Origin of the sequence: Roseovarius sp. THAF27 (genome assembly GCF_009363655.1) — a bacterium.
In the GTDB taxonomy this organism is placed as follows: domain Bacteria; phylum Pseudomonadota; class Alphaproteobacteria; order Rhodobacterales; family Rhodobacteraceae; genus Roseovarius.
In genome coordinates this window covers 2,300,364-2,323,770 of sequence record NZ_CP045393.1, presented here as the reverse complement: position 1 = coordinate 2,323,770, position 23,407 = coordinate 2,300,364, and the positions used below count along the sequence as shown (strand labels likewise).

The following is a 23,407-nucleotide window of genomic DNA, read 5'->3' as shown; positions in this document are numbered from 1 at the left end:
GAGTCAGGTGCGCCGGCGGCTTCATGCCGGTTGCGCCGGTGCGTGGATACCGGGCCGGGAAAGGGGGCGCTGCCCCCGCGCCGAAACGGGGTTTCGACGCTCCCCCGGGATATTTTCGGCCAGAGGAAGAGGCGGTTCAGCTCTCGTGCCCGCGTTTCTCGAACCGGGGCAGCATCGCGCTGAAATCGCGGCCATTGCCGTCTTCGTCCTCGACGAAGCGGCGGTAGAGGTCGCGCGCGGCTTGGCCGATGGGCGTGTCGGCGTCGGCGGACTCGGCGGCCTGCATGGCCAGAGTCAGGTCCTTCAGCATGAGTTCGGCGGCGAAGCCGGGCTTGTAATCGTTGTCCGACGGCGATTTCGGGCCGATACCCGGGGCGGGGCAATAGGCGTTCATCGACCAGCTGTAGCCCGAGGAGGTCGAGACCACGTCGAACATCGCCTGGCGGTCGAGGCCCAGCTTGTCGGCGAGCGCGAAAGCCTCGCAGGTGACGATCATCGTGGCGCCGAGGATCATGTTGTTGCAGATCTTGGCGGCCTGGCCGTTGCCCGAGGGGCCGCAATGCACGGCCTTCTGGCCCATGATGTCGAAGAGCGGCTTGGCGGTGGCAAAGGCGCTTTCGTCGCCGCCCACCATGAAGGTGAGCGTGCCGCCCTGCGCGCCCCCGATGCCGCCAGAGACGGGCGCGTCTAGCGCGCCGAGGCCGGCCGCGTTGGCCTGTTCGGCCACGGCGCGGGCGCTGTCCACGTCGACGGTGGAGCAATCGAGCAGCACGGCGCCCTGTTTCATCGCCGGGATCACCGTGTCAGCCACCTTGCGCAGAATCTGGCCGTTGGGCAGCATGGTGATGACGACGTCGGCGTCAGTTGCGGCGGCCTCGGCTGAGTCGGCATTGGCCACGCCCTCGGCGGTGGTGCCGGCGGTGTCGAAGCCGGTCACCTCGTGTCCGGCGGCGGCCAGATTGGCGGCCATGGGCGCGCCCATGTTGCCCAGTCCGATGAATCCGATCTTCATGTCAGGTCTCTCCCTCAGGTCTTGAATGTCATTGCGTCGGGCCCCAGTGGCAGGAGCATCTTCTCGGCGGCCGCGGTGGGCGGTGCGGCGAGGTAATGCTGCCAGTCGGGGCTGCGGTCCTTGTCGATCACGGCGGCGCGGATGCCTTCGAGGAAATCGCCATGCTCCATCGCGCGGAAGGTGAAGCGGTATTCCAGCTCCAGCGCGTGGCGGATATCCCCACCCGCGCCGCGCAGGCGGTGCAGGATTTGCACCGTGGAGGCCATCGAGAGGGGCGAGTTGCGGCGCATGGATTTCAGGGCGGAGGCGGCGAGGTCGCTATCCGACGCCTCCAGCGCGGTCACGATGGCGGCAAGGTCGGCGCCGTCGAAGAGCGCGTCGATCTCGGGCTGCTGGTCGCTCAGCGTGCCCTGTGGGGGCGTCTCGCTTTTGATGTGGTGGACGTTGCCGGTGTCTTCGAGCTTGGCGATCAGGTCTGGCCACTGGTCCTGCGGGATGTAGGTGTCGGCGAAGCCTGCATAGATCGCGTCGGCCGGGCCCATGCGGTATGTGGTCAAGCCCAGATATTCGCCCAACCGGCCCGGCGCGTTGGCGAGGATCAGCGAGCCGCCCACGTCCGGCACCAGCCCGATGCCGCATTCGGGCATGGCGATCTGGCTGCTGTCGCAGACGATCCGGTGCGAGCCGTGGCAGGAAATGCCGACGCCGCCGCCCATGGTGAACCCCTGCATGAAGGCGATGTAGGGTTTCGGGTATTCGGCGATCTTGGCGTTCAGGCGATATTCGTCGCGCCAGAAGGTCCGGCCATAGGTAAAATCGCCCGCGCGTCCGGTGTCGTATAGCTGCTGGATGTCGCCGCCTGCGCAGAATGCCTTGTCGCCCTCGGCGTCGATGATCACCAAGGCGACCTCTTCGTCTTGGGCCCAGTCGTCCAATGCGGCCTCGATGGCGAGGCACATGTCATAGGACATGGCATTGAGCGCCTTGGGCCGGGTCAGGGTGATGCGGCCCGCGCGGCCGGTCTTACGGATCGAGATGTCGCTCATTGTTCCGCCAGCATGTGCCGCGCCACGATCAGGCGCATGATCTCGTTGGTGCCCTCGAGGATCTCATGCACGCGCAGGTCGCGGACCAGTTTTTCGATGCCGTAATCGGCAAGGTAGCCGTAACCGCCATGCAGTTGCAGGCACTGGTTGACGATCCGGCTGCCCGCTTCGGTGACGAATTTCTTGGCCATGGCGCAGTATTTCGTGGCGTCGGGCGCCTTGGTGTCCAGCTTCCAAGCGGCCTGGCGCAGGAAGACGCGGGCGGCCTGCAGCTCGATCTCCAGATCGGCAAGACGGAATTGCAGCGCCTGGAACTGGTCGATGCTTTGTCCGAAGGCCTTGCGCTCGCGCATGTAGGCCTTGGTCAGGTCCAGCGCCTGTTGCGCAGCGCCGAGCGAGCAGGCGGAGATATTGAGGCGGCCGCCATCCAGCCCGGCCATGGCGTAGCTGAAACCCTTGCCTTCTTCGCCGACGAGGTTCTCGGCGGGAATGGCGCAATCGTCGAATTGCACCTGCGCCGTGGGTTGGCTGCGCCAGCCCATCTTGTCCTCGAGCCCGCCGAAGCTGAGACCCTTTGTGCCGTCCTCGACATAGACGGTGGAGATGCCCTTGGGGCCATCCTCGCCGGTGCGGACCATGCAGACATAGGCGTCCGAATAGCCGCCGCCGGAGATGAACGCCTTGGTGCCGTTGAGCGTGTAGCCGTCGTTGGTGCGCGCGGCGCGGGTTTTCAACGCGGCGGCGTCCGAGCCCGAGCCGGGTTCGGTCAGGCAGTAGGAGAGGACCGTCTTCATCGGGATCACATCGGGCAGGATGCGGGCCTTGAAATCGTCGCTGGCGAAATTGTCGATCATGCGGGCGCACATGTTGTGGATCGACAGGAAGGCCGCGACCGAGGGACAGGCCATGCTGAGCGCCTCGAAGACCAGCGTGGCATCCAGCCGCGAAAGGCCGGCACCGCCGGACTCTTCGCTGACGTAGAGGCCGCCAAAACCCAGTTCACCCACTTGCGGCCACAGCTCTTTCGGGATGGTGCCCTGTGCCTCCCAGTCGCGGGCATGGGGCGCGATGGCGTCCTGTCCGAAGGCATGGGCCATGTCGAAAATGGCGGTCTGTTCCTCGCTGAGCGCGAAATCCATCGCGGGGTCCTCCTCGTCTTACCCGGGTGAGTAATTGAACGTGCGTTTAATTAACCTGTTCGCGGCGGCGTCGCAAGGTGTGATCCGAGGGTCGCGCAGAACGCGGCCGGGAATCAAGCGCTGTCGGTTTCCGCACCCTCAAATGAAAAGGGCGCCGCACCCCGGTGCCGCGCCCTTTCCCGAATGTCCGATGTTGCCCTTGGGGTCAGAGGACCAGAACCTTGGTGCCGACCTCGGTCTTGGCGAACAGCTCTGCGATGTGTTCGTTGTAAAGGCCGATGCAGCCCGAGGACGAGCGGCGTCCGATCTTGCGGGTGTCGTGGGTGCCATGGATCAGGTAGGCGGGCCAGGCCAGGTACATCGCATGCGTGCCCAGGGGGTTGCCGGGGCCGGCATCCATGAAATCGGGCAGGCTGGGGTCGCGCTCCTTCATGCTTTCGGTCGGCGTCCAGGTCGGGCCGACCTTCTTGCGCACGATCTCGGTATAGCCGCGGCGGGTCAGCTCGTCGGTCATCGGAACCGAGGACGGGTAAAGCGAATAGACCCCGCTTGCGTTCCAGTGATGCACGGCGCGGCTGTTGATGTCGCAGACGATGCGGCCCGTGCCCAGGCTGTCGAAATAGTCGTTCCAGTCGCGGGTCGTGAAAGAGGACGCGTTGCGCTTGACCGACGACGACAGCGGCGCGTTGTCCTGCGCGAGCAGCACGGACGGTGCGGCAAGGCCCGCTGCGGCCCCGAGAAGCGTGGCGCGGCGTGTAAGACGTGTCTTGGACATTGGGGTGCTCCGTAATGCGTGTATTTCCGCTGTATTTAAACGGATCGGCAGAAAGGTTAAGGGAAATCCCGCGTGATTTTGCCGGCTCACGCAGGTTTGAAGGCCGGGGCCGGCGGTATGGCGCCTATCGGTGCGGTGATGTCACAGGTCGGCGTGAAATTCCTCGACAAGGTGTTCGACCACGGTGCGCAGGGCGGCCTCCGGCGCGGCGCCCGCGTCTGTTGCCGCTTCAAAGGTCCGGCGCTGCCGGGTCGAGGACGTGCCGGTGCGCATCACTTCGCGCAGCGTTTCGACCTCGGAGATGCAGGCGAAATAGCGGGCGTCCTCGTCGATCAGCTCCAGCAGTTCTTCGGCCAGTTCGGCCATCGGCACGATCGCGCCGCGGCCGAAATCGATCAGGCCCTCTCGGGTGCCGTAGCGTTGTGCGCGCCAGCGGTTCTCGTCCACCAGGAAGCGGTCGTAGATGCGCCAGCGCTGGTTCTTCGTCGCCAGCCGCCACAACATCCGGGTGATGCATTGCGTCAGCGCGGCCAGCATCAGCGTGTGTTCCATCCGGGGCTGGACATCGCAGATCCGCGACTCGATGGTCGGAAACTTGGAGGACGGGCGCAGGTCCCACCAGATCTTGCTGGCGTCCTCGATCACGCCCAGATCAGTGAGCGAGCCGACCGAGCGCTCGAACTCGGCAAAGCTTTCCATGCGCGGGGGCAGGCCGGTGCGGGGCAGGTTGTCGAACACCGTCAGGCGGTAACTGTCGAGGCCCGTGTCGTGCCCCTGCCAAAACGGCGACGAGGTGCTGAGCGCCAGCAGATGCGGCAGGAAGTAGGTGAGCTGGTTCATCAGGTCGACGCGGCGGTCCGGGTCCTCGATGCCGACATGGACGTGCATCCCGCAGATCAGCATCCGTTGCACGACGCCGGCAAGGTCGTCGCTCAGGGTGTTGTAGCGGTCCTTGTCGGTGTGCGGCTGGTCGCGCCAGTCGGAAAACGGATGGCAGGAGGCGGCGATGGGCACAAGGTTGTGCGCGGCGGCATGTTTCGACACGCAGGCACGCAGGCGCTTGAGATCCTCGCGCGCCTCGGAGACGTCGCGACAGACCTTGGTGCCGATCTCGATCTGGCACTTCAGGAACTCGGGCGCGACCTGGTCCTGCAACTCCTCGGCACAGGCGTCCATCATCTCGGACGGCGCCTCGGCGAGGGCGAGGCTGTCGCGGTCCACCAGCAGGTATTCTTCCTCGATGCCGATGGTGAAATCGGGGCCGTCTTGGGTCATGGCTACCCTCCCTGTTCGACGATACCAGCAGGAAAGCGGCCGATTTGGCAAGCGTTTGGTGCAGCGGCGGCGCAGTGCCGGGGCGTTCAGCCTGCCATCGCGGCCTTGGCCGAGGCCAACAGCGCGGCCAGCCTCTGTCCGGCGTCGCCCGACGGGGCCAGAGCCGCGCTTTGGCCGTAGAGCGAGAACTGGTGCGCCGGGCCGTCGGCCTCGAGCAGGGGGCGACTGTAGTGATACATCAGCGGGAAGGGGGCCGCGTCGACCCCGGCCATTGCGTCGATCCACGGCGTGCGGTGCGCCCGCGCCGGGCGGCCCGAGCCGGCCCGTGTCACGCGGGTGCTTTCATCGGTGCCGGCCTCCACCGCCTCGGGGTGGTGCGGCTTGCGGTTGGCCTCGTCCGCGGTGATGAAGGCCGTGCCGATTTGCACGCCAGCCGCACCCAGCGCGAAGGCGGCGGCGATGCCGCGCCCGTCGGCGATGCCGCCCGCGGCGATCACCGGCACATCGACCGCGTCCACGACCTGTGGCAGGAGCGAGAAGAGGCCAACCTGTGCGTCGTTCTCCAGCTCCAGGAACAGGCCCCGGTGCCCGCCGGATTCCCAGCCTTGGGCGATTACCGCATCGACGCCCCGCGCCACCAGCCAGCGGGCCTCGGCCACGGTGGTGGCCGAACACAGGATCTTGCAGCCCTTGTCCTTGAGCGCCGCGATGGCGGCGTCCTCGGGCAGGCCGAAGTGAAAGCTGACCACCGACGGGGGCCGTTCCAGAAGGCAATCCAGCTGCGCCGCGCCGAAAGGCAGGAAAGAGGGGGTCGGCATCCCTTCGGGCAGGGTGGCGCGGGCGGCGTCGTAATGCGGGCGCATCGCGTCGAGCAGTGCGGCGTGATGATCTTCTGAGATGTCCTGCGGCGCGTGGCAGAAGAAATTCAGGTTCACGGACCGGTTCGTGGCCCCCGCCAGCGCCTCGATGTCCTCGGCCAGCTTTTCCGGTGATAACGTCGCGCAGCCATGCGAGCCGAGCCCGCCTGCATTCGACACCGCCGCCACCATCGCCGGGGTCGTGGTGCCCGCCATGGGGGCCTGGATGATGGGATGGTCGATCCCCAGTAGGTCGCAAAGCTGTGTGTCGGGCCACATGTCCTGTTCCTCCTTCCAAAACGAAACCGGGCCGCGGCGGTTTGCCCGCGCGGCCCGGTCAGTATCCTCAAGGCAGATGGATCAGTCCATCGCCTTGAAGTTGAACTCGCCGCCTTCCTTGATGCCGCTGGGCCAGCGGGCCGTGACGGTCTTTGTACGGGTGTAGAACTTGAAGGCGTCGGGGCCGTGTTGGTTGAGGTCGCCAAAGGCCGATTTCTTCCAGCCGCCAAAGGTGTGATAGGCCAGCGGTACCGGGATCGGGACGTTCACGCCGACCATGCCGATGTTGATGCGATTGGCGAAGTCGCGCGCGGCATCGCCGTCGCGGGTAAAGATCGCCGTGCCGTTGCCCATCTCGTGGTCCATGGCCAGCTTCAGCGCCTCGTCGTAGGAACCCGCCCGCACGGTCGACAGGACCGGGCCGAAGATTTCCTGCTGGTAGATGTCCATGTCCGGGGTCACCTTGTCGAACAGGTGCGGCCCGACGAAAAAGCCGTCCTCGTAGCCCTGCAGCTTGAAGTCGCGGCCGTCGACGACCAGTTCGGCGCCTTGCTGCACGCCGCTTTCGATCAGGCCCAGGATCTTTTCCTTGGCGGCGGCGGTCACGACGGGGCCGTAATCCACGTCATCGCCCGCGGTATAGGGGCCGACCTTCAGCTTTTCGATGCGCGGCACCAGCTTTTCGATCAGGCGGTCGGCCGTCTCGTCACCCACCGGGACGGCCACGGAAATGGCCATGCAGCGTTCGCCAGCCGCACCGTAGCCCGCGCCGATCAGCGCGTCGGCGGCCTGGTCCATGTCGGCGTCGGGCATGACGATCATGTGGTTCTTGGCCCCGCCAAAGCACTGCACGCGCTTGCCGTTCGAGCAGCCACGGCCATAGATGTACTCGGCGATCGGGGTCGAGCCGACGAAGCCGATCGATTGCACGGTGTCGTTGTCGATCATCGCGTCCACGGCTTCCTTGTCGCCGTTCACGACTTGCAGCAGGCCTTTGGGCAGGCCGGCCTCTTCCAGCAGTTCAGCCAGCATGATCGGCACCGAGGGGTCGCGCTCGGACGGCTTGAGGATGAAGGCGTTGCCGCAGGCGAGGGCGGGCGCGAACATCCACATCGGGATCATGGCCGGGAAGTTGAAGGGCGTGATGCCGCCGGTGACGCCCAGCGGCTGGCGCATGGAATACATGTCGATGCCCGGGCCGGCGCTGTCAGTGAACTCGCCTTTCAGAAGTTGCGGCGCACCGATGCAGTACTCCACCACTTCAAGACCGCGCTGCACGTCGCCCTTGGCGTCGGGAAAGGTCTTGCCGTGCTCCGAACTCAGCGCCTCGGCCAGCTTGTCCATGTCGCGGTTGATCAGGCGGACGAATTCCATCATCACCCGTGCGCGTTTTTGCGGGTTGGTGGCGCCCCAGGCAGGCTGCGCCTTGGCTGCGATCTCGACCGCTTGGTCGAATTCTTTCTTGCTGGCCAGCGGGCAGTGTGCCTGCACTTCGCCGGTGGCAGGGTTGTAGACGTCGGAAAAACGGCCCGACTGGCCGGGCACGCGGGCGCCGTCGATGTAGTGAGTCAGCTCTTTCATTACGGTTCTCCTCGGGTTTGGGCGCAGGTTAGCGTTGCGTTTTTGATGGGAAAAGAGGCAATATTCCAAAAGGGCTTTGCAGGAATGCAAAGCAACATGCGGGATCGAAGGGCAGGGGCATGGTATCGAACTGGGACGACCTGCGGGTGTTTCTTGCCGTGGCGCGCACCGAGAGCCTGTCGGCGGCGGGCCGGGCGCTGAAGCTCGACCCCGCCACGGTGGGCCGCCGCATCGCGCGGCTGGAGGCGGATACCGGCGCGCCGCTTTTCGCCAAGTCGCCCACCGGCTATGCGCTGACCGACGCAGGCCAGCGCCTGATGGGGCATGTGGGCCGCGCCGAGACGGCGATGCGCGATGCCGACGAGGAAATGGCGGGGCAGGCGGGCGGCCTCTCGGGGCAGATCCGCATCGGGGCGCCGGATGGTTGCGCCAATTTCATCCTGCCGCAGGTCTGCGCCCAGATGGCCCAGGACAACCCGGACCTCGATCTGCAGATCGTGGCCCTGCCGCGGGTCTTCAACCTCAGCCGGCGCGAGGCGGACATGGTGATCGCCGTCAGCCCGCCATCGGCCGGGCGCCTGAGCGTGCAGAAGATCACCGATTACAGGCTGCACCTGGCCGCAGTGCGCTGGTACCTGCGCCAGGCGCCGGAGATCCGGTCGGTGGACGACCTCGCTGCGCATCGGATGGTGGGCTACATTCCCGACATGATCTTCGACAAGGAGCTGGATTACCTGGGCGAGACCGGGGCGGAGCGGGTCGCGCTGGCCTCGAACTCTGTCTCGGTGCAGGCCCATTGCATCCAGCAAGGCGGCGGTGTCGGCATCGTGCACGACTTCGCGCTGCCGTTCTTCCGCCGCCTCGACAAGGTCCTGCCCGACGAGATCAGCCTCACCCGCAGTTTCTACCTGGTGCGCCACCAGGACGACCGGCGCCTGGACCGGATGAACCGTTTCGCCACCGCGCTGTGCGACGGTGTCCGCGCCGAGGTGGCACGGCTGGAGGCCGAAGCTTGACAGAAAAACGGTTCTGGGGGACGCTGGACGTCCGGTTGAACATCAATGAACGAGGGCCCCGGATGATCGTCCAGCAAATTCTCAAATCGAAAGACAGCGACAGGGTCATCACCGTGACGCCCGACACCAAGGTGTCCGAGGCCGCAGGGATGCTGGCCAAGCACCGCATCGGCGGCCTGATCGTGTCGGTCGATGGCACCACAGCCGACGGCATCCTGTCGGAACGCGACATCGTGCGCGGCCTTGCCACGTCGGGCTCGGGCTGTCTGAACGACAAGGTGTCGGACCTGATGACCCCGAAACCCATCTGCTGCACCAAGCAGGACAGCGCCGACACGGTCCTGGTGCGCATGACCGATGGCCGCTTTCGCCACATGCCGGTGGTCGACGAGGACGGCAAGCTGATCGGAATGGTCACCATCGGCGATGTTGTAAAGGCCCGTCTGCAAGAGCTGTCGATGGAAAAGGCCGCGCTGGAAAGCATGGTGATGGGGCACTGAGGCCGACCGGCGCGGCCCGAGTTTTCGACCGATAGCGAAAGCGCGGCGCGCGCCCTCGGGTCTCATCGTTCCAAAAATACGCCGCTTGGCGCTGTCGCTTGCAATTCCCCAACGTTTGTAGTTGCTTGCAGGTCGTCACGACACGAAGGAAGACCCCATGCGCATCGGTCTCTATCCCGGAACGTTCGATCCGATCACCCTGGGTCATACGGATATCATCGCCCGCGCGGCGACACTGGTGGACCGGCTGGTCATCGGCGTCGCCATCAACCGCGACAAGGGCCCTCTGTTCACGCTGGAAGAGCGCGTGGCGATGGTCGAGGCGGAATGCATCGGCATCAGTGCCGCCACGGGCACCGAGATCGTGGCGCATCCGTTCGAAAACCTGCTGATCGACTGCGCCCGCGACGTGGGCGCCAGCGTGATCATCCGCGGCCTGCGCGCCGTGGCGGATTTCGAGTACGAATTCCAGATGGTCGGCATGAACCGCGCCATGGACGACCGGATCGAGACGGTGTTCCTGATGGCCGACGCGCGCCGGCAAGCCATCGCCAGCAAGCTGGTCAAGGAAATCGCGCGGCTGCACGGTGATGTGACCCGCTTCGTGACTCCTGCCGTCAAGGAGGCGCTGGAAGAGCGTTTCCGGGACTAAGGGCCCGACCTAGCGCCAGAAGGCCAGCCACTCGATCAGGTCGACTGTCTTGCGGGCCAGGAAGAACGACGCCTGCATGTCGTTGTAATAGTAGTCCCAGCCAAGTCCCGCGATGATCAGCAGGGCGAGGAAAAGCGCGATCTTGTTCGTCATGTGCCGCTTTCGTGTCTCCGCCCCGGACCCACGCCCCGTATGCCTCAGCCGGGGTGCGTCATGCAAGGGGATGAAAAAGCCCCCCGGCATGTGCGCTGCCGGAGGGCCTGACCGTGTCACTGCCGCCTGGGTGGCGTCAGGCGAGACGGGCCATCGCGACGGCCACGTCGGCCATGCGGCACGAAAAGCCCCATTCGTTGTCGTACCATGCCAGAACGCGCACCAGCCGGCCGCCGGTCACGCGGGTCTGGTCGGGGGCGAAGATCGAGCTTTCCTCGGTGTGGTTGAAATCGACCGACACCTTGGGTTCGGGATCGTAGCCCAGAACGCCCTTCATTGGACCTGCCGCAGCTTCGGCCATGATGGCGTTCACGTCGTCCGCGGTCACATCCTTTTGGGCCAGGAACGTCAGGTCCACCGCCGACACGTTCGGCGTGGGCACGCGGATGGCCGAGCCGTCGAGTTTGCCCTTGAGGTCGGGCAGCACCTCGCCCAGGGCCTTGGCGGCGCCGGTGGAGGTCGGGATCATCGACATGGCCGCGGCGCGGGCGCGGTAAAGGTCGCTGTGGCGGCGGTCGAGCGTCGGCTGGTCGCCGGTATAGGCATGGATCGTGGTCATGATGCCGCTCTCGATGCCGATGCTCTCGTGCAGGACCTTGGCGACCGGGGCAAGGCAGTTGGTGGTGCAGGAGCCGTTCGAGATCATGCGCTCGCCGGCCTGCAATTCGCCGTCGTTGACGCCGAACACCACGGTGCGGTCGACGTTCTTGCCGGGCGCGGACAGCAGGACCTTGCCCGCGCCGCGGTCGAGGTGCTTTTTCGCCTTCTCGCCGTCATTGAACTTGCCGGTGCATTCCAGCACCACGTCGACGCCGGACCAGTCCAGTTCGTCCATGTCGTAGGTCGAGAACATCTCCATCGGGCCGCGGCCCAGATCCATCGTGCCGTCGCCCAGGGTGATGTCGCCCGGAAAGCGGCCATGCACGCTGTCGTATTTCATCAGGTGTGCCGCGGTTTCCAGCGGGCCGGTGGCATTGACCTTGGCGACCTTGATGTCGTTGCGCGTGCTGGCCGCGATATGGGCCAGGGTGCAGCGGCCGATCCGGCCGAATCCGTTGATGCCGACGGTGACGGTCATTTTGTTCTCCTATCCGGGTGTTGGGGGCGATATAGACCCAAGGGCGCGCCGCTGAAACCCTTAAAACGCAGGGGTTTCGCGTGTTAGCGTTAACCGTTTGCGCAAACCCGCTGCCACGGGGCATGATTGCGCCAACAATACTCGACGAAGCGTAACGAGAGGCAAGAGCATGAGTGGACTTCTGGCATTGCTGGACGATGTGGCGAGCCTGGTAAAGCTGGCGGCGGCATCGGTCGACGACGTGGCGGGTCAGGCGGCCAAGGCGGGGGCCAAGGCGGCGGGCGCGGCGATCGACGATGCCGCCGTGACGCCGAAATACCTGCGGGGCTTCGCGCCCGCCCGTGAATTGCCGATCGTGTGGAAGATCGCGCGCGGGTCGCTGTTCAACAAGCTGGTCTTTCTGTTGCCGGCGGGGCTGGCGCTTGCCAACTTCGCGCCGTGGCTGATTCCGCCCTTGCTGATGCTGGGCGGCGCATACCTGTGCTTCGAGGGGGCTGAAAAGGTGGCCCATGCGCTTGGCGTGGGCAAGCATCACGGCGGGCCGGACGGCAGTCACCAGACCAAGGATCCCGCGCATCTGGAGGAAAAGCGCGTGCAGGGGGCGATCAAGACGGATTTCATCCTGTCGGCCGAGATCATGACCATCGCGCTGTCGAACATTCCGCCCAGCAATTTCTGGATGGAGGCCGCGACACTGGCCGTGGTCGCCGTGGGCATCACCGTGGTCGTCTACGGCGCGGTGGCGCTGATCGTGAAGGCCGACGACGCGGGGCTTTTCATGGCGCAGAACGGCAATTTCGGCGTCACGCGCGCCCTGGGTCGCGGGATCGTCAAGGGGATGCCCTATTTCATGAAGCTGCTGATGATCGTGGGCACCGCGGCGATGCTCTGGGTGGGGGGCTCGATCATCCTGCACAGCCTGGCAGAGATGGGTTGGTCGATGCCCTATGACACGATCCACCACTGGGCCGAGGACGCCGCCCATGCGGTGGATCGGTTCCAGGGCCTTGTCGCCTGGGGGGTGCAGGCGGCCGTGGACGGCGTGATCGGGCTGGCCCTCGGGCTGGTGCTCATTCCGATCGGCACCAAATTCGTCGCGCCGGTCTGGGCGTCGGTGTTCGGAAAAGGCGCGGCCCACTGAGCCGCGCCTGACATCGCAAACCCTCGATAGGGCGATGGCCCACGATCACGCTCGGGGGGGCGGGATGCCCGGCCTCAGCCGCCCGCGCCGTCGGTCGTAATCCGCACAAGGCGTCCGTCGGCATAGTCCGTGATCGCCAGGATCGACCCGTCGCCGTCCACATCCACGTCGCGCACGCGGCCCAAATCCATCGCCAGACGCTCTTCGGCGGCAACCTTGCCGTCGGCGTCCATTTCCAGGCGGACAATGCCGCCCGGCTTCAGCGACCCGATCAGGAAATCACCGTCCCAATCGCTGAACACGCCGCCGTCATACGAGGTCATGTCCCCCGGTGCGATCACCGGGTCCCAGAAATAGACCGGCTGCTCCATGCCGTCGCGCTGTGCCTCGCCCGAGCCGATGGGTGCGCCGCCATAGGTCTCGCCGTAGGAAATGACCGGCCAGCCATAGTTCTTTCCGGGTTCGGGCCGGTTCAGCTCGTCGCCGCCCTTGGGGCCGTGTTCGATGGTCCAGAGCTTCCCATCGCGCATCGTGGCCCCCTGCACGTTGCGATGGCCGTAGGACCAGATGCTGTCGATGGCGTCTTCGTCGCCCACGAACGGATTGTCCTGGGGAACCTCGCCGTCAAGCGTCATGCGGACGATGACGCCAAAGGTGTTGGACGTATCCTGCGCGTAGTCGCGGTATTCCATCGAGGAATGCTCGCCGGTGGTGATGAACACGTGCCCCGCGTCATCGAAGACGAGTCTCGAGCCGAAATGCTTGTCCACGGTGGCGCCCGGCTCCTGCACGAAGATCTCCGTCAGGTCGGTCACCTCGGTCATGTCCTCGCTCAGCGTGCCATAGGCCGCGGCGGTCGCCATCAGACCGTCCCCGACCGGCTTGGCGTAGCTGATATAGATCCGGCGGGTCTCGGCGAAATCGGGGGACAGCACCACGTCGAGCAGCCCGCCCTGACCCTGGGCCGCGACCTCGGGCATTCCGGCGATGGGGTCTGACAGCGTTCCGTCCTCCGCCACGTGGCGCAGGCGGCCGGGGCGTTCGGTCACGATGTAGCCGCCGTCCTCCGGCAGGATCGCGATCCCCCAGGGATGTTCCAGCCCGGTCGCGATATCGGTGACCAGAAGGTCCACGTCGCTGGTGTCGAGCGGCGCGCGGAACTGGCCCTCGAAGGCCGGTTCGAGATCGGTGTTGCGCGGTTCACGCTCGAATTCCTGCCCGAAGGCGGGCAGGGCGACGACAAGAGCGGTTCCTGTCAGGATCGGGCGAAATGTCATGTGGGGGATCTCCTCTGATGCAACGAGGAGAAAACCCGCGCGCGCGAGGGCGGTTCCCGCGCGCGCGATCACAGATGCGTCAGAGCAGCGACTTGGCCTTCTCGGCCACGGCCTCGGCGGTGATGCCGAACTGCTCGTAAAGGACCTCGGCCGGGGCGGACGCGCCGAAGCCGTGCATGCCGACAAAGCCCGATTTCTCGCGCTTGCCGCGCTCGCCGAAAAGCCAGCGGTCCCAGCCGAAGCGGATCGCGGCCTCGACCGCGACGCGGACGGGGCCGGCAGGCAGGACCTTGCGGCGGTACGCTTCGTCCTGTTCCTCGAAAAGCTCCCAGCAGGGCATCGAGACGACGCGCGTGCCGATGCCTTCGGCCTGCAAGAGGTCCCGCGCGGCCATGGCAATCGCCACTTCCGAGCCCGTCGCCATCAACAGCGCCTGGCGTTTGCCCTCGGCATCGGCCAGCACATAGGCGCCCTGCGCGGTCAGGTTCTTCTGCTTGTGCACGGTGCGCAGCGTCGGCACGCCCTGACGCGTCAGAGACAGGACCGACGGCGTCGATTTCGAGGTCAGCGCCAGTTCCCATGCCTCGGCAGTTTCCACCGTGTCACAGGGACGGAAGACGTTGGTGTTGGGTGTCGCACGGCTGATCGCCAGATGCTCGATCGGCTGGTGGGTGGGGCCATCCTCGCCCAGACCGATGCTGTCATGGGTCATGACGAAAACGCTGGGCACCTTCATCAGCGCGGCCAGCCGCATCGCGGGGCGGGCGTAATCGGTAAAGCACATGAACGTGCCGCCATAGGGCCGGATGCCGCCATGCAGGGCCATGCCGTTCATCGCGGCGGCCATGCCGTGCTCGCGGATGCCGTAATGGATGTAGCGGCCCTTGCGGTTGCCCTCGTCGAAGACGGTCATGTCGCCCGACTTGGTGTTGTTCGAACCGGAAAGGTCGGCCGAGCCGCCGATGGTTTCCTGCATGACCGGGTTCACGACCTCCAGCACCATCTCGCTGGATTTGCGGGTGGCGACCTTGGGGCATTCCTCGGAAATCTGCTTTTTCAGCGCGCGGATGCGCGAGGCCAGAGATTTCGGCACCTCGCCGTCCATGACGCGGGTGAACTCGGCCTGCCGGCGCTCGCTCAGCTCGCCCATGCGGGTCTTCCACTCGGCGTGCGCCTCGGCGCCGCGCTTGCCGATGGCTTCCCAGGCTTTCTTGATGTCGGCGGGCACCTCGAACGGACCGGTCGTCCAGCCATAGGCCTCTTTCGCCGCCGCCATCTGATCGGCATCCGTCAGCGCGCCGTGACCTTTCGAGGTGTCCTGCGCCGCGTGCCCCAGCGCGATATGCGTCTTGCAGGCGATCATCGTGGGGCGCCGGCCGGTCTTGGCCTTGGTCAGCGCCGCGTCGATCTCCTCGGGGTCGTGCCCGTCGATCTCGATCACCTGCCAGCCCTCGGCGCGGAAGCGTTTCACCTGGTCGGTGCGGCTGGCCAGATCGACCTTGCCGTCGATGGTGATGTTGTTGTTGTCCCACAGCACGATCAGCTTACCCAGGCCCAGCCGCCCGGCCAGGCCGATGGCCTCGTGGCTGACACCCTCCATCAGGCAGCCGTCGCCGGCGATGACATAGGTGTGGTGATCCACCGCCTTCTTGCCGAACCGCGCGCGCAGCGCCTCTTCGGCGATGGCGAAACCCACGGCGTTCGAGATGCCCTGGCCCAGCGGGCCGGTGGTGGTCTCGATCCCGTCATGCAGAAAGTTTTCCGGGTGGCCCGCCGTGATCGCGCCCCACTGGCGGAAGTTCTTGATCTGGTCGAGCGTCATGCCCTCGTAGCCGGTGAGGTACAACAGAGAGTAGAGCAGCATCGAGCCATGTCCGGCGGACAGGATGAACCGGTCCCGGTCGGGCCAGTTGGGGGCGCTTGCGTCGAATTTCAGGTGCTTCTCGTACAGCACGGTGGCCACGTCGGCCATGCCCATGGGCATGCCGGAATGGCCCGAATTGGCCGCGTGGACCGCATCCAGCGTCAGCGCGCGAATGGCGGCGGCCTTGTTCCAGTGATCGGGATGAGCAGAGCGCAGGGCAGCGATATCCACGGGGCAGCGTCCTTTTGGAAATGGCATTCGGGGCCGTGCATACCAGCCCCGAAGCAAAGATCAAGCGCCCCCGCGCCGCCCCAAAGCGTTTCGCCTTTGACCCGAGGCATCATCCAATGGCGAAACGCAGGCAACGATTGGCTGTCGTGCCGCGTTGCGCGGGTAGCTGCACCTCAGGTCTGTCGCGAAACGCCTTGGGTTGCAGTATCACGTTAAGGGGCGCAATTTCTGTAACCATTGGTTAGAGTTGCAGCACATGCTTAAGGCGGGCGATTCGCGCACTCTTCGGCACTCGTGCCGATGTGCAGGGTGCCGATCCATGACCTGCCGCGACGGGCAAAGCCAGACGGGGACCGAGGAGATGAGCGAGATAGTGGAATTGGAGCGGCGGATCAACGCCGCGTTGGACCGCATCGGGCGTGGGCTCGAGGCGGGCGCCGGGGCCGCGGTGGACCCCGCCGAACTGGCCGAGGTGAAGCAGGCCCTTGCAGATGAGAAGTTGGCGAGCGAACAGCTTGAAGAGCGGGTCAAGTCCCTGCGCGACAAGCGCAACGCGCTGGAGGAGGAACTGGAGGCGCTGCGCGAGCAGAACGCCCAGTCGCTGTCACGGCTCGATGGCGAGCTGCAATCCCTGCGCCGGGCCAATCAGCAATTGCGCGACAACAACGTCGCCCTGCGCGAAGCCAATGCCGCCGGCGTTGGCGAGGCGCACCTGATCAACAAATCCATGATGGCGGAACTGGAAAGCCTGCGCGCCAACCGCGCCGCCGACCGGGCCGAGACCAGTGCCATCCTGTCGGAACTGACCGCCGTACTGGAAGGCGCGGCCAGGCCCGACACATCCAATGCGGAGGACGCCTGATGCCCGAAGTCGAGATCGAGATCGGGGGACGCACCTTCGAGGTCGCCTGCCAGGACGGCGAAGAACACTATCTGCATGCCGCCGCGAAGATGCTGGACGAAGAGGCCAGCGTGCTGTCTGCCCAGATCGGCCGCATCCCCGAGACGCGCATGTTGCTGATGGCGGGCCTGATGCTGGCCGACAAGACCGCGGGCGTGCAGGACAAGCTGCGCGAGGCCGAGGACAAGATGGCCGAGAAGGAAGCCGAACTGGACCAGCTGCGCAATGCGCCCCAGCCCGAACCCGAACGCGTCGAGGTGGCGGTCATCCCGGAACAGGTGACGGAATCGTTGGCCGAGATCGCCGCCCGGGCCGAGAGCCTTGCAGACCAGATCGAGCGCTGACCCAAAGCGTTTCGAACGACGTGGATCACGGCTTTCGGCGCTGCGCAGTGCAGGGCCTGGCCTATGCAGGTGCCCCGCATTTATCTGATGTGTCAGGTTAAGGACCGGACGCTTCGCATCAGCTTTGCGGCGCAGGCCCCTGGAAAGAATAAGCCCCGGCACTTGACATGCCGGGGCTTCGTGATGGCCCAGGTTCGGCGCAACGCTTGGGAGAGTGCGCGCCGCCCTGACGTGGGTCAGGCCACCATTTTCTTGACCACTTCCCCGAAGGAGGACGGCGTCGGCACGATGGTCACGCCCGCCTGTTTCAGGATGTCGACCTTTTCCTGCGCCGACTCGCCGAAGGCCGACACGATGGCGCCCGCGTGGCCCATGCGCCGCCCTTTCGGGGCCGACAGGCCCGCGATATAGGCCGCCACCGGCTTGGTCATGTGATCGCGGATATATTCCGCCGCCTCGGCCTCCTGCGGGCCGCCGATCTCGCCCACCAGCACCACCGCGTCGGTGTCGGGGTCGGCCTCGAACAGCTCCAGTATGTCCTTGAAGCTCGACCCGTTGATCGGATCCCCGCCGATCCCGATGGAAGAACTCACCCCGATGCCATGCGCGCTCATCTGGCTGGCCGCCTCATAGCCCAGCGTGCCCGAGCGGCCCACGATGCCGACGCGCCCCGGCTTGTAGATCGAGGGCGGCATCAGCCCGGCGAAGGCCTGTCCGGGCGTGATGATCCCCGCGCAGTTGGGGCCAATGAGGCGCATCCGTTTCTCGGCCTTGTAGCGCCGCATGTAGCGTTTCACGTCGATCATGTCCTGCGCTGGGATGCCGTCGGCGATGCAGACGCAGGTCTTGATGCCCGCATCCGCCGCTTCCATGATCGAATCCGCGGCAAAGGGCGGGGGCACGAAGCTGACGACCAGTTCGGCATCCGTCTCGGCCACGGCACCCTTCACCGTGTTGAACACCGGCAGGCCCAGATGCTTGGTGCCGCCCTTGCCGGGCGTCACGCCGCCCACGACGTTGGTGCCGTGGTTGATCATGTCCTGGGCGTGAAAACTGCCGATCCTGCCGGTGATCCCGGTGACCAGAACGCGGGTATCCTTGTCGATGATGATCGCCATCAGCTTGCCTCCGCATATGCGCTGTCGGTGGAGCGCCACGCGGCCACCACCTTGTCCGCCGCCTCCGCAAGAGAAGAGGCCGTTTCGATGTCCAGCCCGCTGTCGGCCAGAAGCTTCATGCCTTCATCGACATTGGTACCCGAAAGGCGCACCACCAGCGGCATCTTCAGGTCCAGTTCCTTGACCGCCAGGATCACGCCCTCGGCGATCCAGTCGCAGCGGTTGATGCCGGCGAAGATGTTCACCAGGATCGCCTCTACATTAGGGTCGTTCAGCACCGACTTGAATGATTGCAACACTCGCTCGGGACTGGCGCCGCCGCCCACGTCGAGGAAGTTCGCGGGCTCGCCGCCGGCCATCTTGATCATGTCGAGCGTCGCCATGGCGAGGCCGGCGCCGTTGACGATACAGCCGATCTGTCCGTCGAGGCCGATATAGCTGAGGCCACGGTCGCCCGCGTATGTCTCGCGCGGGTCCTCTTGGCTCTTGTCGCGCAGCTCGGAAATATGCGGGTGCCGGAACAACGCGTTCTCGTCAAAGCTGACCTTGGCATCCAGCGCCACGATCTCGTTCGAACCGGTCACCACGAGCGGGTTGATCTCGACCATGTTGGCGTCGGTCTCCCACATCATCCGGTAGCAGCCCATGATCGTCTTGGCCGCCTGGTTGATCAGCGCGGGATCAAGGCCCAGCGAGAAGGCGATCTCGCGTGCCTGGAAGTTCTGCATACCCACCGCGGGGTCGACCACCGAGCGGATGATCGAGTCGGGTTCGCTTTCCGAGATCTCCTCGATCTCCATGCCGCCCTGGGCCGAGGCGACGACCACCACGCGCTCCAGCTTGCGGTCCATCACGAAGCCCAGGTAGATTTCCTGCGCGATGTCGGTGGCTTCTTCCACGTACAGACGGCTGACCAGCTTGCCGTTCGGGCCTGTCTGGTGGGTCACGAGCTTGCGGCCCAGCATCCACGAGGCTGCATCCCAGACCTCTTCCTCGGATTTGCAGACGCGCACGCCACCGGCCTTGCCACGGGCGCCGGAATGGATTTGCGCCTTGACGACCCAGCTTTTGCCCGACAGTTCCGAACAGCGATAGACCGCCTGTTCCGGGCTGTAGGCGATGCCACCCCGCGGTATGTTCACGCCGAAGCCGCTCAGCAGCTCCTTGGCCTGGAATTCATGGATGTCCATGCACATGCCCTCCTCGCATCGTGTTGGGTCCGACTGTGCCGGGAAAGAGGGGCGTGCGATACTTTCGCCCGGGTAGCAATGTGCACCCCGGGTTGGGGGACGGGCCGGAACGGGTAGGGCGGGCTACCCGTGGCGGGCGCTGCGGAATGCGGCGGGATGCCGTCAGGGCGCTCGTGTGAAGGTCGAGGCAACCGGAATTTTCGAAAATTCCGGATTGGAAAATAGCATTTTCCAATCCGATTTTTTGCAAAAAATCGGCTCAGAGCACCCGGCGAACCGGTTCTCGATTGCAGAAGATCACAAGCTGACCGGCGTTTTCCATCGCCTGGAAACCTCGTCTTTCGAGTTCGGAAAGAAATGCGGCGCGACCTACATATCGGTCGATATCGCGCAGACGCCGGCGGATGATGCATCCGTCTCTGGCAGCTTTCGCGCGAAAGACATCCGCCATCCACGCATCGGGGGTGATCGGGCCATTCTGACTCATGGCCCGATCCTTTGCACACCTTGGTTAAGGCGCGGTAAACGTCATTTCGGCGTCACGAGGTCGCCGGGCGTGTCGCCCTTGAGAAATGCTTCGAGGTTGTCGATCGCGCGAAAGCCCATGGCCTCGCGCGTGCCGTCCGTGGCGCTGCCCAGGTGCGGGGCCAGAACGATGTTGTCGTATTTCAGGAAACGCGGGGCGAGCGCCGGTTCGTTGTGGTACACATCAAGCCCCGCTGCCGCCAGTTTGCCGGAATCGAGCGCATCGAAAAGCGCGTCTTCGTCCACCACGTCACCGCGCGCCGAGTTCACCAGGATCGCGCCGGGTTTCATGGCGCCGAAGATGATAGCGTTGATCATCTTGTAGGTGTCTGCGCCACCGGGGCAATGCAGCGACAGGAAATCGGCCTCTGCCGCGACCTCGACCATGCTGGGCAGCTGTTCGGCGTTGCCGTTGGCGCTCTTGATGTCCTCGGGCACCTCCCAGGCGTCCTGGAACACGACCCGCATCCCGAACCCGTTATGGGCCCGGCGCGCCATCGCCTGGCCGATGCGGCCGAAACCGATGATGCCCAGCGTGGCCCCCGTGACCTTCTTGCCGATCATGTGCGTCGGCCGCCAGCCTTCCCAGTCGCCCGCGCGGGTCTCGCGTTCGCCTTCGCCGATGCGGCGCGCGGCCGCCAGCAAGAGGCCCATCGCCAGGTCGGCGGTACAGTCGGTCAGCACGTCCGGCGTGTTGGTCACCGTGATGTCGTTCTCCGCCGCCGCGTCGATGTCGATATGGTTGAAGCCGACGCCATAGTTGGCAAAGATCTTCACCTTGCCCTTGGCCGCCGGATAGAACTCCGCCGGGATCTTGTCGGACACGGTGGGCATGATCACGTCATAGGTCTTGGCCGCGTCCATCCACTCGTCATGGCTCATCGGCGTGTCGGGGTGGCGCAGCGTCACCTCGCCCAGCCCGGCATTGGTCAAACGGTCCTCGGTCGCCTTCGGCCAGGCGCGCGTTACCAGAATTTTCATGATGTCTCTTCCCTTGTCGTGATCCGCCCTTGGCGCAGAATGGGCCAAGGGCAGGGCAGTTGCAATCAACCCTTTGGGATCACGCCGCCTTGGCGGGGCTGGCCTTGGCATTGTCGGGTGTCGTGTCGCGGTAATGCGCCTGCGCGGCGGCCACGCCAGAGCCGGGCTCGATCTTGGCGCCGGCATCGACCAGCGCCATTTCGGCGGCCGAGATCGCCCCGCACAGCATCACCGGGTTCAGCGAGCCGAGGTGCCCGATGCGGAACGCCTTGCCCGCCAGCTTGTTCAGGCCGGTGCCAAGCGAGGTCTGGTACTTGTTGTAGGCCGTCGAGATCACGTCGCGGGCATCCACGCCTTCGGGCGCATAGATGGCCGAGACCGTGTCGGATTCCCATTCGGGTCCGCGTGCCACCAGTTCGCAGCCGTCCCAGGCCTCGACCGCGGCGCGCACGCCCTGTGCCAGCCGCTTGTGACGTGCCCAGATGCACTCCATTCCGGTCTCAAGGATCATGTCCAGCGAACAGCGCAGCCCGCGCAGAAGCTGGGTGGCGGGCGTGTAGGGGAAATAGCCCGTGTCGTTCAGCTTGATCATGTCCTCGAAGCTGAAATAGCAGCGCGACATACCGGAATTGGCCAGCCGCTTGTTGGCCTCAAGCGCCTTGTCGCTGACACCGAGAAAGCCAAGGCCCGCCGGCAGCATGAAGCCTTTTTGCGAGCCGGAAACAGCCAGGTCGACGCCCCATTTTTCCATCTCGAACTCGATCGAGGCGATGGAACTGACGCCATCGACGAACAGCATCGCCGGATGGCCCGCATCGTCGAGAACCTTGCGCACGCCCTCGATATCCGAGGTCACGCCGGTCGCGGTTTCGTTCTGGGTGGCGAAGACCGCCTTGATCTCGTGGTTGGTGTCCGCCTTTAGGTGTTTGGCGTATTCCTCCAACGGCACGCCCTTGCCCCACTCCACCTCGCACAGCACCACGTCCAGGCCCAGGCGCTCGGCCATGTCCACCCAGAGCAGCGAGAACTGACCGAAGCGCGACATCAGGACCTTGTCGCCGGGTTGCAACGTGTTCTGGATGGCACTTTCCCACGCCCCCGTGCCCGAGGACGGGAAGATGAAGACCCGGCCATTCTCCAGCCGGTAGGCCTTTTTCATGTCGGTCAGCAGGCCGGTCACCAGGTCGGGGAAGTCGGGTGCGCGCATGTCCTCCATCGGCACGTTCATGGCCTGCCGCACGGGTTCCGGCACATTGGTGGGGCCGGGGATGTAAAGATGCTGGTAACCGTTCATGATGTTCTCGCTCCCTGTCACATGACTTGACGCAGGGTCGTAGCACGCAATTCGTGTCTGTGAAGACCCGTTCGCGGCAAAACAGGGAGGAAACCGCCCATTGGGTGGGTAATTCCTACCCGCCCGGGTGACATATCGGGCGGTATGGCGCCTCGGCATACACCGGCATACAGAAATTTCCTTTGATTTCAGTCATTTCTACTGGTGTTATGACTGAACGAGGTCCGTCTGTTGGGGAGCTGACGGTGAGGAGGAACAAGGAGCCGGCGCATGAAAGCTGCCCCCGGAACGATCATGACATCAGCTGAAAAAACAAGTCATACCACGGCCTTGCCGCAGGTTATCGTCGCCGACCGGCAGCTGATCGTCTGCCAGGGAATCGGGTCGCTGGTGACGCAGATTCCCGAGGTCGAGCTGGGGCATTACGCGACCGACAAGGCCAGCCTGCGCAAGCACCTCGCCCATGCCACCGGCAAGACCATCCTGATCCTCGGGGTGCGGCTGGCCGATGGCGATTTGACGCAGGTCCTGTCGATCGTGCGCAAGGATTACCCCGATGTGATGGTCGTCGTCGTGGCCGAGGAAACCGAGTTTGCCTTCATCCGCACGGCGATCAAGGCCGGGGCCAACTCGGTCTGCATGATGGGTCAGATCCTGACCAGCCTGCCGCGCATTCTGGGTAAGCTGATCGAGGGGCATTCCATTGTCCCGACCGAGATCCTGCGCCGCCTCACGTCCGAGAACACCGACGCCCTGTCGCGACGCGAGCACGAGATCCTGGCGCTTCTGGGCGACGGGCTGACCAATTTCCAGATCTCCGCCCGGCTGGGCCTCAGCGAGAACACGGTCAAATATTACCTCAAGGCGATCTACCAGAAACTGTCGGTCAACTCGCGCGGTGCGGCCATCGCCAAATACGTGGCCGGGAATTACTGATACCGCCCAAAATGATATCTTGCGAGCCTCCGCGTGCCGTATGACCCGGCTGTCCGGCGGATGACCCGCGACCAAGGACAGCGGGTCGCATCGCCGGGGAGGTGTCGCGGTGATCGAGGCGGCCCGTCGCCCAGGCAGGCACAGCCGAGGTCACCAACTGCCCAAAATCCGGGCTAACAGGG

The 23,407-nt window shown here is 65.1% G+C and carries 23 protein-coding genes; 7 read left to right on the top strand and 16 right to left on the bottom strand.

The features are described from left to right. Nucleotides 1-136 precede the first annotated feature (136 nt). The 7 genes from mmsB to FIU89_RS11550 form a co-directional block, all read right to left on the bottom strand. Complete coding sequence (gene mmsB / locus FIU89_RS11580) at nt 137-1,012, bottom strand: 3-hydroxyisobutyrate dehydrogenase (protein WP_152492739.1); 876 nt, start codon at nt 1,010-1,012, stop codon at nt 137-139. Nucleotides 1,013-1,026: 14 nt separating this feature from the next. Then, entirely contained in the window at nt 1,027-2,058 is a 1,032-nt protein-coding gene (locus tag FIU89_RS11575; RefSeq protein ID WP_152492738.1) for an enoyl-CoA hydratase/isomerase family protein, read from the bottom strand. Further along, the gene (locus tag FIU89_RS11570) at nt 2,055-3,197 is read right to left on the bottom strand and encodes an acyl-CoA dehydrogenase family protein (protein ID WP_152492737.1); all 1,143 of its coding nucleotides are present in this window, start codon (nt 3,195-3,197) and stop codon (nt 2,055-2,057) included. The genes FIU89_RS11575 and FIU89_RS11570 overlap by 4 nt, the downstream gene beginning before the upstream one ends. A gap of 205 nt (nt 3,198-3,402) precedes the next feature. After that, a complete protein-coding gene (locus FIU89_RS11565; protein WP_152492736.1) occupies nt 3,403-3,972 on the bottom strand; it encodes a L,D-transpeptidase in 570 nt (189 codons plus the stop codon). Between the two features lie 141 nt (nt 3,973-4,113). Next, the gene (locus FIU89_RS11560; protein WP_152492735.1) at nt 4,114-5,247 is read right to left on the bottom strand and encodes a carboxylate-amine ligase; all 1,134 of its coding nucleotides are present in this window, start codon (nt 5,245-5,247) and stop codon (nt 4,114-4,116) included. Nucleotides 5,248-5,333: 86 nt separating this feature from the next. Continuing rightward, nucleotides 5,334-6,383: a nitronate monooxygenase family protein gene (locus FIU89_RS11555; RefSeq protein ID WP_152492734.1), complete on the bottom strand. Its 1,050-nt coding sequence runs from the start codon at nt 6,381-6,383 to the stop codon at nt 5,334-5,336. A gap of 81 nt (nt 6,384-6,464) precedes the next feature. After that, a complete protein-coding gene (locus FIU89_RS11550) occupies nt 6,465-7,964 on the bottom strand; it encodes a CoA-acylating methylmalonate-semialdehyde dehydrogenase (RefSeq protein ID WP_152492733.1) in 1,500 nt (499 codons plus the stop codon). Nucleotides 7,965-8,083: 119 nt separating this feature from the next. On the opposite strand from FIU89_RS11550, the gene FIU89_RS11545 reads away from it, so the two are divergent. The 3 genes from FIU89_RS11545 (at nt 8,084) to coaD (ending at nt 10,132) form a co-directional block, all read left to right on the top strand. Further along, nucleotides 8,084-8,980: a LysR family transcriptional regulator gene (locus tag FIU89_RS11545; protein WP_152492732.1), complete on the top strand. Its 897-nt coding sequence runs from the start codon at nt 8,084-8,086 to the stop codon at nt 8,978-8,980. Between the two features lie 62 nt (nt 8,981-9,042). Then, on the top strand, nt 9,043-9,480 hold the full coding sequence (locus tag FIU89_RS11540) for a CBS domain-containing protein (protein ID WP_152494496.1): 438 nt from the start codon (nt 9,043-9,045) through the stop codon (nt 9,478-9,480). A 157-nt stretch (nt 9,481-9,637) separates the two neighbouring features. Then, the gene (coaD, locus tag FIU89_RS11535; RefSeq protein ID WP_152492731.1) at nt 9,638-10,132 is read left to right on the top strand and encodes a pantetheine-phosphate adenylyltransferase; all 495 of its coding nucleotides are present in this window, start codon (nt 9,638-9,640) and stop codon (nt 10,130-10,132) included. Between the two features lie 9 nt (nt 10,133-10,141). On the opposite strand, the gene FIU89_RS22295 is transcribed toward coaD, so the two are convergent. Next, nucleotides 10,142-10,285, bottom strand: a complete 144-nt coding sequence (locus FIU89_RS22295) for a hypothetical protein (protein ID WP_172978096.1) — start codon at nt 10,283-10,285, stop codon at nt 10,142-10,144. Nucleotides 10,286-10,421: 136 nt separating this feature from the next. Then, nucleotides 10,422-11,423, bottom strand: coding sequence for a type I glyceraldehyde-3-phosphate dehydrogenase (gene gap, locus FIU89_RS11530; protein WP_152492730.1), 1,002 nt, complete (start codon nt 11,421-11,423; stop codon nt 10,422-10,424). Nucleotides 11,424-11,592: 169 nt separating this feature from the next. On the opposite strand from gap, the gene FIU89_RS11525 reads away from it, so the two are divergent. Beyond that, nucleotides 11,593-12,564: a DUF808 domain-containing protein gene (locus FIU89_RS11525; protein ID WP_152492729.1), complete on the top strand. Its 972-nt coding sequence runs from the start codon at nt 11,593-11,595 to the stop codon at nt 12,562-12,564. 74 nt (nt 12,565-12,638) lie between these two features. Here the strand turns inward: FIU89_RS11525 and FIU89_RS11520 are convergent, their stop codons facing one another. Further along, the gene (locus FIU89_RS11520) at nt 12,639-13,841 is read right to left on the bottom strand and encodes a PQQ-dependent sugar dehydrogenase (protein WP_152492728.1); all 1,203 of its coding nucleotides are present in this window, start codon (nt 13,839-13,841) and stop codon (nt 12,639-12,641) included. Nucleotides 13,842-13,920: 79 nt separating this feature from the next. Next, nucleotides 13,921-15,936, bottom strand: coding sequence for a transketolase (tkt, locus tag FIU89_RS11515; RefSeq protein ID WP_152492727.1), 2,016 nt, complete (start codon nt 15,934-15,936; stop codon nt 13,921-13,923). Nucleotides 15,937-16,255: 319 nt separating this feature from the next. Here tkt and FIU89_RS11510 point away from each other — a divergent pair, with 319 nt between their 5' ends. After that, entirely contained in the window at nt 16,256-16,798 is a 543-nt protein-coding gene (locus FIU89_RS11510; RefSeq protein WP_254701654.1) for a hypothetical protein, read from the top strand. Continuing rightward, the gene (locus FIU89_RS11505) at nt 16,798-17,181 is read left to right on the top strand and encodes a cell division protein ZapA (protein ID WP_152492726.1); all 384 of its coding nucleotides are present in this window, start codon (nt 16,798-16,800) and stop codon (nt 17,179-17,181) included. Before FIU89_RS11510 ends, FIU89_RS11505 begins: the two co-directional genes overlap by 1 nt. Nucleotides 17,182-17,417: 236 nt before the next feature. Here the strand turns inward: FIU89_RS11505 and sucD are convergent, their stop codons facing one another. From sucD to FIU89_RS11480, 5 genes are all read right to left on the bottom strand, one after another. Next, the gene (sucD, locus tag FIU89_RS11500; protein WP_152492725.1) at nt 17,418-18,299 is read right to left on the bottom strand and encodes a succinate--CoA ligase subunit alpha; all 882 of its coding nucleotides are present in this window, start codon (nt 18,297-18,299) and stop codon (nt 17,418-17,420) included. Continuing rightward, complete coding sequence (locus FIU89_RS11495) at nt 18,299-19,489, bottom strand: malate--CoA ligase subunit beta (RefSeq protein WP_152492724.1); 1,191 nt, start codon at nt 19,487-19,489, stop codon at nt 18,299-18,301. Before FIU89_RS11495 ends, sucD begins: the two co-directional genes overlap by 1 nt. A 259-nt stretch (nt 19,490-19,748) precedes the next feature. Then, nucleotides 19,749-19,976: an N-(5'-phosphoribosyl)anthranilate isomerase gene (locus FIU89_RS11490; RefSeq protein WP_152492723.1), complete on the bottom strand. Its 228-nt coding sequence runs from the start codon at nt 19,974-19,976 to the stop codon at nt 19,749-19,751. A 41-nt stretch (nt 19,977-20,017) separates the two neighbouring features. After that, on the bottom strand, nt 20,018-20,995 hold the full coding sequence (locus FIU89_RS11485) for a D-glycerate dehydrogenase (RefSeq protein WP_152492722.1): 978 nt from the start codon (nt 20,993-20,995) through the stop codon (nt 20,018-20,020). A gap of 79 nt (nt 20,996-21,074) precedes the next feature. Continuing rightward, nucleotides 21,075-22,289: an alanine--glyoxylate aminotransferase family protein gene (locus FIU89_RS11480; RefSeq protein WP_152492721.1), complete on the bottom strand. Its 1,215-nt coding sequence runs from the start codon at nt 22,287-22,289 to the stop codon at nt 21,075-21,077. Between the two features lie 270 nt (nt 22,290-22,559). Between FIU89_RS11480 and FIU89_RS11475 the strand changes: the two genes are divergently transcribed. Then, entirely contained in the window at nt 22,560-23,225 is a 666-nt protein-coding gene (locus FIU89_RS11475) for a response regulator transcription factor (protein WP_254701653.1), read from the top strand. Nucleotides 23,226-23,407: the final 182 nt, after the last annotated feature.